Source organism: Pseudomonas sp. SDO5522_S412, from assembly GCF_054071215.1.
In genome coordinates this window covers 31521-45988 of sequence record NZ_JBSVWQ010000031.1, presented here as the reverse complement: position 1 = coordinate 45988, position 14468 = coordinate 31521, and the positions used below count along the sequence as shown (strand labels likewise).

Sequence of the window (14468 nt, the reverse complement as noted above, 5' to 3'; positions counted from 1 at the left end):
ACATTCGACCGAGTTCCACTTCTGGAATGCGAGCAAATGTGGGAGCGGGCTTGCTCGCGAAAGCTATTTCAGCGGCTCAGATACATCCGCGTCGTAAGCAGATACACCGGCAGCCCCGACACCAAAATCAACAATGCCGCATAGGGCGCCGCTGCCGCGAATTCCACATTCGAGGTGTGCGCCCACACGGCAGTTGCCAAGGTGTTCAGCCCGGTCGGACTAAGCAGCAACGTCGCCGTCAATTCCTTCATCGCATCCAGGAATACCAGCGCAAACGCCGCCCCCAATGCCGGGAAAATAATCGGCAGCGTCACCCGGCAAAACGCACTGAACGACGACGCGCCCAGCGTTCTCGCCGCCTCTTCCAGCTGTAGTGCTGCCTTGTTCAGCGCCGTGCGGATCGGCGCCTGGGCCAGGGGCAAAAACAGCAGCGCATAAGCGATCAGCAGCAATGCCGACGTTTGATACAGCGCCGGTACGTAATGCAGGGCGAAATACACCAGTGTCAGCGCAATCACCAGGCCGGGCAGGGCGTGCAGCAGGTACGGCAGGCGCTCGGCCCACAGTGCGAGCTGGCCCTTGTAGCGCACCACCAGCAAACCCACGGGCACGGCAAACAACAGGCAAAGCGCGGCGCCGCCGAGGGACAGCGCCAACGAAGAAAGCAGCGCCTCGCTGATCTCGGCTATCGGAAATGCCGCCGAACTGCCCACTGCCAGCCAATAACCGAGCATGCCCAGTGGAATGCCGCTGCCGATGATCGCCAGGAGCAGGCAATACAGCTGCCCCAGCGCTGCCCATTTGCCGAGTCGAACCTGTTCGGCATGCCGCGCCGCGCCCTGGCCGGTACGCACGTGTCGGCCCTTGCCGCGCACCCGCAGCTCCAGCCAGAGCAGCGTCAGGCACATCACCAGCAGCACCGCCGAAAGCATCGCCGCATTGGCGTTGCTGAACTCCAGCTCGAATTGCTGGTAGATCGCGGTGGTAAACGTCTGCAAGCCGATGATCGACAGCGCGCCGAACTCCACCAGCATATGCAGGGCAATCAACAGTGCCCCGGCCAGCAGTGACGGCCACAGTAAAGGCAAGGTGATGCGAAAGAACACGCCCCAGCGATTCAGGCCAAGGGTGCGGGCCGATTCTTCCAGGGATGGATCAAGATTGCGCAGGGTTGCCGCCACCGGCAGAAACACCAGTGGGTATTTGGACAGGGTCATCACCAGGATCGCTCCGCCCAACCCTTCAAAGTTGGCGCTTAACGAAACCCAGGTAAAGCTGCTGACAAACGCCGGCACCGCGAACGGCAGGCACAGGATCACTCCCCAGATCCGCCGCCCCGGCAGGTTGCTGCGTTCCAGCAGCCAGGCCAGGGACAAGCCGATCACGCCGCAGGCCACGGTGACGCCGACCATCAGCGCCAGGGTGTTGCGCAGCAACCCGAATACATAGGGCCGCCACAGCAAATGCACCGCTTCGGCCCATCCTGCCTGCCAGGCCTTGAGGCCGACATACGCCAGCGGCAACAGGCTCAGGCCTACCAGCAGCAGGACTGGTAGCAGCAACCAGATCGAAGGGCGTTTGCGTCTCGGCGTAAAACCCCCACGCAAGGCGGGGGCGGGGAGCGATGGGTTCATCAGTTCAAGCCAACGTCACGTTCCAGTTCCAGGGCTTCTTCGGCGTTGCCCAGGTCGGCAGGGGTGACTTTCGGCGGTTGCAGCTCGCTGAAAGGCTTGAGGCCGCGGTTGGTTTCCATGCCCTTGCGCAGCGGGTATTCGGCGGAAGTGTTGGTGATCACCCGCTGGCCTTCTTCGCTGGCCATGAATGCCAGCAGTTGCTGGGCTTCCTTTGGATGCTTGCTGGATTTCAGTGCAGCCGCGGCAGACACGGTGATCAGGCCACCGGCATCGCCGTTGGTGAAGTAGTGCAGCTGCGAATCCAGGTTGGTTTTTTCTTTCTTCAGGGCGAACCAGTAGTAGTTGTTCACCAAGACAGTGGCGACTTCGCCATTTTCCACGGCCTTGAGCGCAACCATGTTGTTGCTGTAGACCTTGCCGAAAGCGCGCAGGCCGGTCAGCCACTCTTCAGCCGCTTCGCGACCGTGCAGCTTGATGATCGCTACGGCTTGTTCCTGGAACGCGCCGCTGGTGGGCACGAAACCGACCTTGCCTTGCCACTCGGGCCCGGCGAAATCCAGTACCGACTTGGGCAGGTCTTTCTCGGCGATCAGTTTCGGGTTGAAGGCCACGACGCGGGTGCGTGCGGTTACGCCCATCCAGGCGCCGTTGGCGGCCACGTATTCCTTCGGCAGGACGTCGAGGGTGCTGGCGTCGATGGTTGCCAGCAGGCCTTGCTCGCCGAGTTTATTCAGCGGCGGCGATTCTTCGGTGTAGATCACGTCGGCAGGGGAGCGGTCACCTTCTTCGACGACCTGGCTGGCCAGCTGGTTGCTGCTGCCCTTGCGCACATTGACGTGGATGCCGGTCTTGGCTTCGAAGGCCTTGGCAAGTTCATCGCCGACCTCCTTGTGTTGGCCGTTGTACAAGGTCAGTGCAACCTTGTCGGCAGAATAGGCAGCGGGCGAGAGCAGGGTCAGGCCGAGCAGAGTGATGGTCAGGCCACGCAGAAGGGATGTCTTGAGACGGGTATCGCGGATCATCATCCGGGGTTTTCCTCACTTGAGTGCAACAAATCCTTACAAGGATAAACGATAAAACTTCTCAAGTGCGGACGAGGGGGGAAATCACCGGTCAGGTTTTCAAACCCCGGAAACGAAAAAACCCGCTTTCGCGGGTTTGATCTGAATTTGGTGCCCAGGAGAAGACTCGAACTTCCACGACCTTGCGATCACCAGCACCTGAAGCTGGCGTGTCTACCAATTTCACCACCTGGGCAACATCAACAACGTTGCCGTCGTCGATGGCGCGCACTATACGGAGGCTGTTTTGAGCTGTAAAGCCCTGCCATGAAAAAAGTCTGGAATATTTCGCCGACGGTCGCGCAAGGTGCATTCCAAGGGCTACAAAGTGCTTTTACGGGCTTGTTGACACCTGAAATTTCCCGTTTCAATACGCGTATGCCAAACTAACCCGCATATAGACAAGGTGAAAACTCTCTAATGGCCGATTGGCAGTCCCTCGATCCCGAGGCCGCTCGTGAAGCGGAAAAATATGAAAACCCTATTCCTAGCCGCGAACTGATCCTGGCGCACCTCGCCGATCGGGGTTCGCCTGCTAGCCGCGAGCAGCTGGTTGAAGAATTCGGTCTGACCACCGAAGACCAACTCGAGGCCCTGCGTCGTCGCCTGCGCGCCATGGAGCGCGATGCCCAGTTGATCTACACCCGCCGAGGCACCTATGCGCCGGTGGATAAGCTCGACCTGATCCTCGGTCGCATTGCCGGCCACCGTGACGGTTTCGGTTTCCTGATCCCGGACGACGGCAGCGATGACCTGTTCATGAGCCCGGCGCAAATGCGCCTGGTGTTCGATGGCGACCGTGCCCTGGCGCGCGTTTCCGGCCTCGACCGTCGCGGTCGCCGCGAAGGCGTGATCGTCGAAGTGGTGTCCCGTGCCCACGAGTCCATCGTCGGCCGTTACTTCGAAGAAGGCGGCATCGGCTTCGTGGTGCCGGATAACCCCAAGGTCCAGCAGGAAGTGCTGATCACTCCGGGGCGCAATGGCGCCGCCAAAGTGGGCCAGTTCGTCGAGGTGAAAATCACCCACTGGCCCACTGCGCGCTTCCAGCCACAGGGCGATATCGTTGAAGTGGTCGGCAACTACATGGCGCCGGGCATGGAAATCGATGTTGCGCTGCGCACCTACGATATCCCTCACGTCTGGCCTGAGGCTGTGCTCAAAGAAGCTGCCAAGCTCAAGCCGGAAGTCGAAGAAAAAGACAAAGAGAAGCGCATCGACCTGCGTCATCTGCCGTTCGTCACCATTGACGGCGAAGATGCCCGCGACTTCGACGATGCGGTCTACTGCGAAGCCAAGCCTGGCAAACTGCGCCTGTTCTCCGGCGGCTGGAAGTTGTTCGTCGCGATTGCCGACGTGTCCAGCTACGTGAAGATCGGTTCGGCCCTGGACAACGAAGCCCAGGTGCGCGGCAACTCGGTGTACTTCCCCGAGCGCGTCATCCCTATGCTGCCTGAGCAGCTGTCCAACGGCTTGTGCTCCCTGAACCCGAAAGTCGACCGTTTGGCCATGGTGTGCGAGATGACCATCTCGAAAACCGGCGAAATGACCGACTACCAGTTCTACGAAGCGGTGATCCACTCCCAGGCGCGCCTGACCTACAACAAGGTCAGCACCATCCTGGAACAGCCGAAAACCAGCGAAGCCAAAGCCTTGCGCGGTGAGTACGGGCATGTCGTGCCGCACCTCAAGCAGCTCTATGCGCTGTACAAAGTGCTGTTGGGCGCTCGTCACGTGCGTGGCGCGATCGACTTTGAAACTCAGGAAACCCGGATTGTCTTCGGTTCCGAGCGCAAGATCGCCGCAATCACCCCGACCACCCGTAACGATGCTCACAAGCTGATCGAGGAATGCATGCTGGCGGCCAACGTGGCCACCGCAGAATTCCTCAAAAAGCACGAGATTCCTGCGTTGTACCGGGTGCACGACGGCCCGCCGCCGGAGCGTCTGGAGAAGCTGCGCGCGTTCCTCGGTGAGCTCGGCCTGTCCCTGCACAAAGGCAAGGACGGCCCGACGCCGAAGGACTACCAGGCTCTGCTCGCGAGCATCAAGGACCGTCCGGATTACCACGTGATCCAGACCGTCATGCTGCGCTCCCTGAGCCAGGCGGTGTACAGCGCCGATAACCAGGGCCACTTTGGCCTGAATTACGAAGCGTACACCCACTTCACCTCGCCGATTCGTCGTTACCCGGACTTGCTCACGCACCGGGCGATCCGCAGCGTGATCCATTCCAAGCAGAACACCCCGCACGTCAAGCGTGCTGGTGCCATGACCATTCCGAAGGCACGGATCTATCCGTACGACGAAGCGGCCCTGGAACAGTTGGGCGAGCAGTGCTCCATGAGCGAGCGCCGTGCCGACGAAGCCACCCGCGACGTAGTGAACTGGCTCAAGTGCGAGTTCATGAAAGACCGCGTGGGCGAGTCGTTCCCGGGTGTGATCACTGCCGTGACCGGTTTTGGTTTGTTCGTCGAGCTGACCGACATCTACGTCGAGGGCCTGGTGCATGTCACCGCCTTGCCGGGTGACTACTACCACTTCGACCCTGTGCATCACCGCCTGGCGGGCGAGCGCACCGGTCGCAGCTTCCGTCTGGGCGATACCGTGGAAGTGCAGGTCATGCGCGTCGACCTCGACGAGCGCAAGATCGATTTCGGTATGCCTGACAAGCCGGCTGAACCGACTGGCCGTAAAAAACGTGGCAGCGAAACTGCAGCCCCGGCCAGCAAAGGCAAAGGCGCTCCTGCGAAAGCGGCGGTCGCCGAGCCTGCGCCAGCCAAGCCTGCGCGTCGTTCGTCTGCCAAGGACAAGGCCCCCGAAGCCTACCGCCCTAGCGATGCCGCGGCGAAAAACGCCGAGCTGCGCAAGAGCCGCGAGTTGAAGCAGCAGTTGCTCAACGAAGCCAAAAGCGGTGGTAAAGCGGCGTCTGGGGGAAAGTCCCGCGAGGCGGAAAAGCCGTCGAGCAAGCCGAGTAAACACCGTAAAGGCCCGCCAAAAGCGGGTTCGGCCCCCGCGAAAAGCGGCGGGTCGCGCAAACCTAAGGCCAAGTCATGAGTCTGGAAAAAATCTACGGCGTACACGCCGTAGAAGCATTGCTGCGTCACCACCCGAAACGCGTCAAGCAGGTGTGGTTGGCAGAAGGCCGCAGTGAGCCGCGTGTTCAAGCGCTGGTCGAACTGGCCAATCAGAACAAAGTTGCCATCGGCCAGGCCGAGCGGCGCGAGATGGACGTCTGGGTCGAAGGCGTTCACCAGGGCGTGGTAGCCGACGTCAGTCCAAGCCAGGTCTGGGGCGAAGCGATGCTCGACGAGCTGCTCGACCGCACCGAAGGCGCACCGCTGTTGCTGGTGCTCGACGGCGTGACCGATCCGCACAACCTCGGCGCCTGCCTGCGTTCGGCGGATGCTGCCGGTGCGTTGGCGGTGATCGTGCCTAAAGACAAGTCGGCAACCTTGACGCCTGTCGTGCGTAAAGTCGCCTGCGGTGCGGCGGAAGTGATTCCGTTGGTGGCCGTGACCAACCTGGCGCGCACCCTGGAGAAACTCCAGCAGCGCGGCCTGTGGGTCGTGGGTACGGCGGGAGAGGCCGAGGTCAGCATTTATGACCAGGACCTCACCGGCCCGACCATCCTGATCATGGGTGCCGAAGGCAAGGGCATGCGTCGCCTGACCCGTGAGCATTGCGATTACCTGGTGCACCTGCCGATGGCCGGTAGCGTCAGCAGCCTCAACGTTTCAGTCGCAACGGGCGTCTGCCTGTTCGAAGCCCAGCGCCAGCGCGGCGCCAAGGCTAAAGCCAAGAAATAACCAAGTCTGGCGCAGGTCAAAATGTGGGAGGGGGCTTGCTCCCGAATACGGTGTATCAGTCAGTGCATTTGGTGACTGGCACATCGCTTTCGGGAGCAAGCCCCCTCCCACATTTGTTTTTGTGGTGTATGGGGGCTGTTCAAATAATCACCAATCACCTTGCACCCTTTCTCCCCCTTCTCTACAATTGCGCCCCTTGCCTTCATGGCAGGCACGCATGTGCCTCCCTTCGGCAAGATCCATAAGTGTCATTCACTCCTTGTCTGACCGTTTTTGAGCGGCAGGCTACAACCCGTAAGGAGCATTCATGCGTCATTACGAAATCATCTTTTTGGTCCACCCGGATCAAAGCGAGCAAGTCGGCGGCATGGTAGAGCGTTACACCAAGCTGATCGAAGAAGACGGCGGCAAAATCCACCGTCTGGAAGATTGGGGCCGTCGTCAACTGGCCTACGCAATCAACAATGTTCACAAGGCTCACTACGTGATGCTGAACGTTGAGTGCACTGGCAAGGCCCTGGCCGAGCTGGAAGACAACTTCCGCTACAACGATGCAGTGATCCGTAACCTGGTCATCCGTCGCGAAGAAGCCGTTACCGGCCAATCCGAGATGCTCAAGGCTGAAGAAAACCGCAGTGAGCGCCGTGAGCGTCGCGACCGTCCTGAGCACGAAGGCGCTGAAAGCGCTGATAGTGATGACAGCGACAACAGCGATAACGCTGACGAGTAATCCACGGACCTTTTAAGGAGCCTATCAAATGGCACGTTTCTTCCGTCGTCGTAAATTCTGCCGCTTCACCGCTGAAGACGTGAAGGAGATCGATTACAAAGATCTCAACACTCTGAAAGCCTACGTATCCGAGACCGGCAAAATTGTTCCAAGCCGCATCACCGGTACCAAAGCTCGTTATCAGCGTCAGCTGGCCACCGCTATCAAGCGCGCCCGCTTCCTGGCCCTGCTGGCCTACACCGACAGCCACGGCCGCTGAGACCGGGCAGTCGACAAGTAGTAAGGGATTGAATGCATGCGCGCCTTAGCTGAGTTCATCATGCGCGGTCGTGTGCAGGCCACTCTGGTAGTGGCTGGATGTGCAGCATTGCCGTTGTTGTATTGGTTGGGTGCTGCCGCGGGTTGCCTTGTGCTTCTGCGGCGCGGTTTGAAGGACGCCCTTGGCGTTCTTGCCCTGGGAATACTGCCGGCCTTGGTCTGGTGGTTGAAATTCGATGATCCACGGGTACTTCTGGTACTGCTCGGTTCATCGACCCTTGCGTTGGTTTTGCGCGCAAGTGAGTCCTGGGTCCGTACGCTGCTGGTCAGCGTGGCATTGGGGTTGGTGTATTCACTGGCGCTTGGCGCGGCTTTCCGCCCGCAAATCGAGGCGCTGGCGCAGGAGATCATCAAGATCCTGCCGCTGGCCCTCGGGGATCTCTACCAGCAGTTATCGGTAGAGGAGCGAGCGCGCTTTGCGTCAGTGGTTGCACCGATGCTTACCGGCCTGATAGCGGCACTGTTGCAGATTGTCAGCTTGCTGAGCCTGATTCTTGGGCGTTACTGGCAGGCGTTGTTGTATAACCCGGGTGGTTTTGGTCGCGAGTTTCGCAGTATCAGAATCCCCGCTGGACCGGCGATGTTGCTGCTGGCGTTCATGGTGGTCGGGCCGACTTTTGGCCTGGCGCTGTTGGTGCCGTTGTGCAGCGTACCGCTGGTATTCGCCGGCCTGTCCCTGATTCATGGGCTGGTGGCGCAAAAGCGACTGGGCAGATTCTGGCTGGTGGGGTTGTACGTGACGCTGTTGCTGTTCATGCAGCTGATCTATCCGTTACTCGTGGTCTTGGCCATTGTCGACGGCCTGATTGATTTTCGCGGTCGTCTGGCGCCGAAAGACGCCGATAACGCGAACGGTGAAGGTTAAAAGTTAGAGGATTTTCACATGCAACTGATCCTTCTGGAAAAAGTCGCCAACCTGGGCAACCTGGGCGACAAAGTGAACGTTAAGGCCGGCTACGGTCGTAACTACCTGCTGCCATACGGCAAAGCCACCGCTGCAACCGCTGCCAACCTGGCTGCGTTTGAAGAGCGTCGTGCCGAGCTGGAAAAAGCAGCAGCAGACAAAAAAGCTTCGGCCGAAACTCGCGCTGCCCAACTGGCTGAGCTGGAAGTGACTATCACTGCCACCGCCGGTGACGAAGGCAAGCTGTTCGGTTCGATCGGCACCCACGACATCGCTGATGCACTGACCGCCTCCGGCGTTGAAGTGCAGAAGAGCGAAGTTCGTCTGCCGAACGGCACCATCCGCAACGTTGGCGAATTCGATGTAGCCGTGCACCTGCACGCTGAAGTCGAAGCAACCGTACGCGTTGTTGTGGTAGCAGCTTAAGCAACACCTAACTGACTGGCACCTCGCGTGCCAGGCAGTTAACATCGGGCACGATCCTGTTCACAGGTCGTGCCTTTTGTTTTTCTGTAGCCCCAGATTCTCCAACTATTCCAAGTGGCCATGAACGATATCTCCGCTCCTGAGCAATATGACCTGCAAACCGCTGCCCTGAAGGTGCCGCCGCATTCCATCGAGGCCGAACAGGCCGTGCTCGGTGGCTTGATGCTGGACAACAACGCCTGGGAACGCGTGCTGGATCAAGTCTCGGACGGCGATTTCTACCGTCATGACCACCGCCTGATCTTCCGCGCCATTGCCAAGCTGGCCGACCAGAACTCACCGATCGACGTGGTGACCCTGGCCGAGCAGTTGGACAAGGAAGGCCAGACGTCCCAAGTGGGCGGCCTGGGTTACCTGGGCGAGCTGGCGAAAAACACGCCATCGGTCGCCAACATCAAGGCGTATGCGCAGATCGTCCGTGCGCGGGCCACGTTGCGCCAGTTGATCGGCATCGCCACCGAGATCGCCGACAGCGCGTTCAACCCGGAAGGCCGCACCGCCGAAGAGATTCTCGACGAAGCCGAACGGCAGATCTTCCAGATCGCCGAGGCCCGGCCGAAAACCGGCGGCCCGGTCAGCGTCAACGACTTGCTGACCAAGGCCATCGACCGTATCGACACCTTGTTCAACACTGACAACGCCATCACCGGCCTGTCCACCGGCTACACCGACCTCGACGGCATGACCAGCGGCCTGCAGCCAGCCGACTTGATCATCGTTGCCGGCCGTCCGTCCATGGGTAAAACCACCTTCGCCATGAACCTGGTGGAAAACGCCGTGTTGCGCAGCGACAAGGCCGTACTGGTTTATTCCCTGGAGATGCCAGGCGAATCGCTGATCATGCGTATGCTGTCGTCCCTGGGCCGCATCGACCAGACCAAGGTGCGTGCCGGCCGCCTGGAAGACGACGACTGGCCGCGCCTGACCTCGGCGGTCAACCTGCTCAACGATCGCAAGCTGTTTATCGATGACACCGCGGGCATCAGCCCGTCGGAAATGCGCGCGCGTACCCGACGCCTGGTGCGTGAGCACGGCGACATCGCCCTGATCATGATCGACTACCTGCAGTTGATGCAGATCCCGGGCTCCAGCGGTGACAGCCGGACCAACGAGATTTCCGAGATTTCCCGCTCGTTGAAAGCCCTGGCCAAGGAATTCAACTGCCCGGTGGTTGCCCTGTCGCAGCTCAACCGGTCCCTGGAGCAACGCCCGAACAAACGCCCGATCAACTCCGACTTGCGGGAATCCGGAGCGATCGAGCAGGATGCTGACGTGATCATGTTCGTATACCGGGACGAGGTGTATCACCCGGAGACCGAGCATAAAGGCATCGCCGAAATCATCATCGGTAAACAGCGTAACGGGCCAATCGGCACCACGCGCCTGGCCTTCATCGGTAAATACACCCGCTTCGAGAACCTGGCGCCGGGCAGCTATAACTTCGAAGACGAGTAAAAGCGCTGCCCGCCAATTCCGACTGCAAAGGTCGGAATTGGTCAAATTTTGTGCTATATTCCGCGCCCGCGATTTTTCATCTCAACACCGGTCACCGTCATGCAAACAGCCAAGCCGTTATTTGACTATCCCAAGTACTGGGCCGAATGTTTCGGTCCTGCGCCATTCCTGCCGATGAGCAGGGAGGAGATGGATCAGCTTGGCTGGGATTCATGCGACATCATCATCGTCACCGGTGACGCGTACGTGGACCATCCGTCGTTCGGCATGGCAATCATCGGCCGGCTGCTGGAGTCCCAGGGCTTTCGCGTCGGGATCATTGCCCAGCCCAACTGGCAGTCCAAAGACGACTTCATGAAGCTCGGCGAGCCGAACCTGTTCTTCGGCGTCGCGGCCGGCAACATGGACTCGATGATCAACCGCTACACCGCCGACAAGAAAATCCGCTCCGATGACGCCTACACCCCCGGCGGCATGGCCGGCAAACGTCCGGACCGCGCGAGCCTGGTCTACAGCCAGCGCTGCAAGGAAGCCTACAAGCACGTGCCGATCGTGCTCGGCGGCATCGAAGCGTCCCTGCGCCGCATCGCCCACTACGACTACTGGCAGGACCGTGTACGCAACTCGATCCTGATCGACGCCTGTGCCGATATCCTGCTGTACGGCAACGCCGAGCGGGCCATCGTCGAAGTCGCCCAGCGCCTGTCGTGGGGCCACAAGATCGAAGACATCACCGACGTGCGCGGCACTGCGTTCATTCGCCGTGACACGCCTGAAGGCTGGTACGAGGTGGACTCCACCCGTATCGACCGTCCGGGCAAGATCGACAAGATCATCAACCCGTACGTGAACACCCAGGACACCCAGGCCTGCGCCATCGAGCAGGAAAAGGGCCCGGTGGAAGACCCGGAAGAGGCCAAGGTGGTACAGATCCTGGCCAGCCCACGCATGACCCGTGACAAGACCGTGATCCGTCTGCCGTCCGTGGAAAAAGTCCGTGGCGACTCGGTGCTGTATGCCCACGCCAACCGCGTGCTCCACCTGGAAACCAACCCGGGCAACGCCCGCGCGCTGGTACAGAAGCACGGCGAAGTGGATGTGTGGTTCAACCCGCCGCCCATTCCCATGACTACCGAAGAAATGGACTACGTGTTCGGCATGCCTTACGCCCGTGTTCCACACCCGGCGTACGGCAAGGAAAAGATCCCGGCCTACGACATGATCCGCTTCTCGGTGAACATCATGCGTGGCTGCTTCGGCGGCTGCACCTTCTGCTCGATCACCGAGCACGAAGGCCGAATCATCCAGAACCGTTCCGAAGAGTCGATCATTCGCGAAATCGAAGAGATCCGCGACAAGGTGCCAGGCTTCACCGGCGTCATTTCCGACCTCGGCGGCCCGACCGCGAACATGTACCGCATTGCCTGCAAGAGCCCGGAAATCGAATCCGCGTGCCGCAAGCCATCCTGCGTGTTCCCGGGCATCTGCCCGAACCTGAACACCGACCACTCGTCGTTGATCCAGCTGTACCGCAGCGCCCGTGCGTTGCCGGGTGTGAAGAAGATCCTGATCGCTTCCGGCCTGCGCTACGACCTCGCGGTCGAGTCGCCGGAATACGTGAAAGAGCTGGTGACCCACCACGTTGGTGGCTACCTGAAGATCGCCCCGGAACACACCGAGGAAGGTCCGCTCAACCAGATGATGAAACCGGGCATCGGCAGCTATGACAAGTTCAAGCGCATGTTCGAGAAGTACACCAAGGAAGCGGGCAAGGAGCAGTACCTGATTCCTTACTTCATCGCCGCCCACCCGGGCACCACCGATGAAGACATGATGAACCTGGCCCTGTGGCTCAAGGGCAATGGCTTCCGCGCCGACCAGGTGCAGGCGTTCTACCCGTCGCCAATGGCCACCGCCACGGCGATGTACCACTCGGGCAAGAACCCGCTGCGCAAGGTTACCTACAAGAGCGACGCGGTGACCATCGTCAAGAGCGAAGAACAGCGCCGTCTGCACAAGGCCTTCCTGCGCTACCACGACCCGAAAGGCTGGCCGATGCTGCGTGAAGCCTTGACCCGCATGGGCCGTGCCGACCTGATCGGGCCGGGCAAGGAGCAACTGATCCCGTTGCATCAGCCGTCAACCGACAGCTACCAGAGCGCCCGTCGCAAGAACTCGACGCCGGCTGGCAGCCACAAGGTTGCGAAGGAAACCACCACCAGGATCCTCACCCAGCACACCGGCTTGCCGCCCCGTGGCAGTGACGGCAGCAACCCGTGGGACAAGCGTGAGCAAGCCAAGGCCGCGGCCATGGCGCGCAACAAGCAGGCCGCCAAGGAACGCACCGACGCCGCCAAGGGCAAAGGCAAGAAGCCAGCCCGCAAGCCGGTCGTGCCGCGTTGATCGCCGCCTGAAACGCAAAACGCCAGCCTCGTGCTGGCGTTTTGCTTTCTAGCGGGTGGGTAGCCTGTTTGTTAAGGTGGCGCCCATTCGAGCGCCATCGCAGGCAAGCCAGCTCCCACATGTGACCGGGTTTCAGCATGAGAATGCGGTCGAATGTGGGGGCGGGCTTGCTCGCGAAAGCGCCAGTTCAGACACCACCCATTTCAAGGAAGAACACCCCCATGAGCAGCCCCCTGCTTGGCATCGGCATGGACTCCAACCGCTCCCAGTTCATGGCCCGCCAGCGCATCGAAAGCCAGATCAACCTGCCACGCCTGTTTGCCGCCATCGACGCCGACCCCGGCATCGTGGGGGCGGGTGTGGTGTATATCGATGCCGACTTCAACGTCGTCACCCTGCGCGAATTCCAACCCATCTGCAGCATTGCGCCCAAACGCGTGATCCTGCGGGAAGCGCAGCGGTACATAGCGCCGGCGCAGTTCGCCCAGCAGGTGCAAGACAATCCCCGTGAATCGCGGCTGGTGGGTGAAGCGATCAACACCACGCTGTCGTGTGCCGGTGCAGTCATCGGCTGGGTAGTGGTGCTCAGCGGCTCTGTCGCGATACCGTTTTCGGCGGGTGCCAGTACGGTGGTCGCAGCCCTCGGCTACACCGCTGCGGCAGCCAGTACCGTTCAGTGTTTTGCCGGTGGCTACCGGACCGTCAACGAAATAAGAAATCCGTCGCGCAACGACGAGCTCGACGGCGAGGAATGGTATCAATACACGATGATCGCGTTGGACGCCGCATCGTTGGTCGGAGTCGGTGCATCGTCACTCACCACCCTCAAGTTGGTCCGGCTGAATAAGGCGACCACCGGCAAAAGTGTTCGGGAGGTACTGAAAGGCTTGAATCGACAAGAGCGCGCCAAACTGACCAAGGAGTTGCTGAGCATTAACGACCCTCGCTTGAGCTCGAAGATGCTCAAGTTGCGACAGTTGTCAGGTGAGCTGCCCAAGCGCTTCACGCCCACACAGGTCAAGCACGCAACGGTCACGCAAATACAGGATGCGTTGGGCGCCTCGATTGGCTTCACGGGCAGTGCGCTCTCCGGGAATGTCCGAACCATTGCCGTAGGTCTATACGAGGAGATTGAGCAATGAACCAAGCACCGAGCATTCGTGCCTTTCTATCCCGGTACTTTCCGGTTTTCATGGGGGCGATATTTGCAGCGGTATTTTCCCTGGTCTTCGCGGTGCCTTTGTTTTTTGACAGCTATTTCCGGGACCTTCCCCTGGCGGATAACGCCAAGTACTCCTTTCTCGGCGGAATCGCTCTGACGTTGGTCATCGTGCACTGCAACTTCATGATCGCCCGCGGACGCCCGCAATGGGTGTGGCCGCTGGTGGTGTTGCTGGGGCTTTGTCTTGTGTGTGTGCTGCCCACGATCGAGTACCGACCGCATCCATTTATTTATGGCATGAGCGTGCTGTTGCCGTTGCTGGCGCTGCTGGTGCTTAACAGCAAGCGCCACCGCGAAATGCGCCAGAAACTGGTCGAAGTTCGCCACCTGCGTGAAGCCGTGATCGCCAGGCACAAAGCCCGTTGACTGGGTAGATTCACCACCCACCCTCACACTCCCGCCACAAATATGTGCAACCCTCGCACCACGACGGCAGCCATCGCGCCGTT

At 60.3% G+C, this 14468-nt stretch carries 12 protein-coding genes and 1 tRNA gene; 10 read left to right on the top strand and 3 right to left on the bottom strand.

Annotated elements, in window-relative coordinates; genetic code table 11:
- Positions 1-68 precede the first annotated feature (68 nt).
- The 3 genes from ACW9I6_RS10140 to ACW9I6_RS10130 form a co-directional block, all read right to left on the bottom strand.
- Positions 69-1634 carry an ABC transporter permease gene (locus ACW9I6_RS10140; RefSeq protein ID WP_301049788.1) on the bottom strand — a complete coding sequence of 522 codons (1566 nt, stop codon included), beginning with the start codon at positions 1632-1634 and terminating at the stop codon, positions 69-71.
- Positions 1634-2659: an extracellular solute-binding protein gene (locus ACW9I6_RS10135; RefSeq protein ID WP_457339246.1), complete on the bottom strand. Its 1026-nt coding sequence runs from the start codon at positions 2657-2659 to the stop codon at positions 1634-1636. Before ACW9I6_RS10135 ends, ACW9I6_RS10140 begins: the two co-directional genes overlap by 1 nt.
- A 145-nt stretch (positions 2660-2804) precedes the next feature.
- Positions 2805-2891, bottom strand: a tRNA-Leu gene (locus ACW9I6_RS10130).
- A gap of 224 nt (positions 2892-3115) precedes the next feature.
- On the opposite strand from ACW9I6_RS10130, the gene rnr reads away from it, so the two are divergent.
- The 10 genes from rnr (at position 3116) to ACW9I6_RS10080 (ending at position 14385) form a co-directional block, all read left to right on the top strand.
- Positions 3116-5749: a ribonuclease R gene (gene rnr / locus ACW9I6_RS10125; RefSeq protein ID WP_003217496.1), complete on the top strand. Its 2634-nt coding sequence runs from the start codon at positions 3116-3118 to the stop codon at positions 5747-5749.
- Positions 5746-6501: a 23S rRNA (guanosine(2251)-2'-O)-methyltransferase RlmB gene (gene rlmB, locus ACW9I6_RS10120; RefSeq protein WP_003217493.1), complete on the top strand. Its 756-nt coding sequence runs from the start codon at positions 5746-5748 to the stop codon at positions 6499-6501. The genes rnr and rlmB overlap by 4 nt, the downstream gene beginning before the upstream one ends.
- Positions 6502-6808: 307 nt before the next feature.
- Complete coding sequence (gene rpsF / locus ACW9I6_RS10115; RefSeq protein WP_003217491.1) at positions 6809-7231, top strand: 30S ribosomal protein S6; 423 nt, start codon at positions 6809-6811, stop codon at positions 7229-7231.
- 28 nt (positions 7232-7259) lie between these two features.
- Positions 7260-7490 carry a 30S ribosomal protein S18 gene (gene rpsR, locus ACW9I6_RS10110; protein WP_002551829.1) on the top strand — a complete coding sequence of 77 codons (231 nt, stop codon included), beginning with the start codon at positions 7260-7262 and terminating at the stop codon, positions 7488-7490.
- 36 nt (positions 7491-7526) lie between these two features.
- On the top strand, positions 7527-8414 hold the full coding sequence (locus ACW9I6_RS10105; RefSeq protein WP_003217488.1) for a YybS family protein: 888 nt from the start codon (positions 7527-7529) through the stop codon (positions 8412-8414).
- A gap of 18 nt (positions 8415-8432) precedes the next feature.
- Positions 8433-8879, top strand: coding sequence for a 50S ribosomal protein L9 (rplI, locus tag ACW9I6_RS10100; RefSeq protein WP_003171376.1), 447 nt, complete (start codon positions 8433-8435; stop codon positions 8877-8879).
- A 120-nt stretch (positions 8880-8999) separates the two neighbouring features.
- Positions 9000-10394, top strand: a complete 1395-nt coding sequence (gene dnaB, locus ACW9I6_RS10095; RefSeq protein WP_003217484.1) for a replicative DNA helicase — start codon at positions 9000-9002, stop codon at positions 10392-10394.
- A 99-nt stretch (positions 10395-10493) separates the two neighbouring features.
- Complete coding sequence (locus tag ACW9I6_RS10090) at positions 10494-12797, top strand: YgiQ family radical SAM protein (RefSeq protein ID WP_008439091.1); 2304 nt, start codon at positions 10494-10496, stop codon at positions 12795-12797.
- Positions 12798-13018: 221 nt separating this feature from the next.
- Entirely contained in the window at positions 13019-13939 is a 921-nt protein-coding gene (locus tag ACW9I6_RS10085) for an NAD synthetase (protein ID WP_177022497.1), read from the top strand.
- Positions 13936-14385, top strand: a complete 450-nt coding sequence (locus ACW9I6_RS10080) for a hypothetical protein (RefSeq protein WP_134325642.1) — start codon at positions 13936-13938, stop codon at positions 14383-14385. The genes ACW9I6_RS10085 and ACW9I6_RS10080 overlap by 4 nt, the downstream gene beginning before the upstream one ends.
- The last annotated feature ends 83 nt before the right edge of the window (positions 14386-14468 follow it).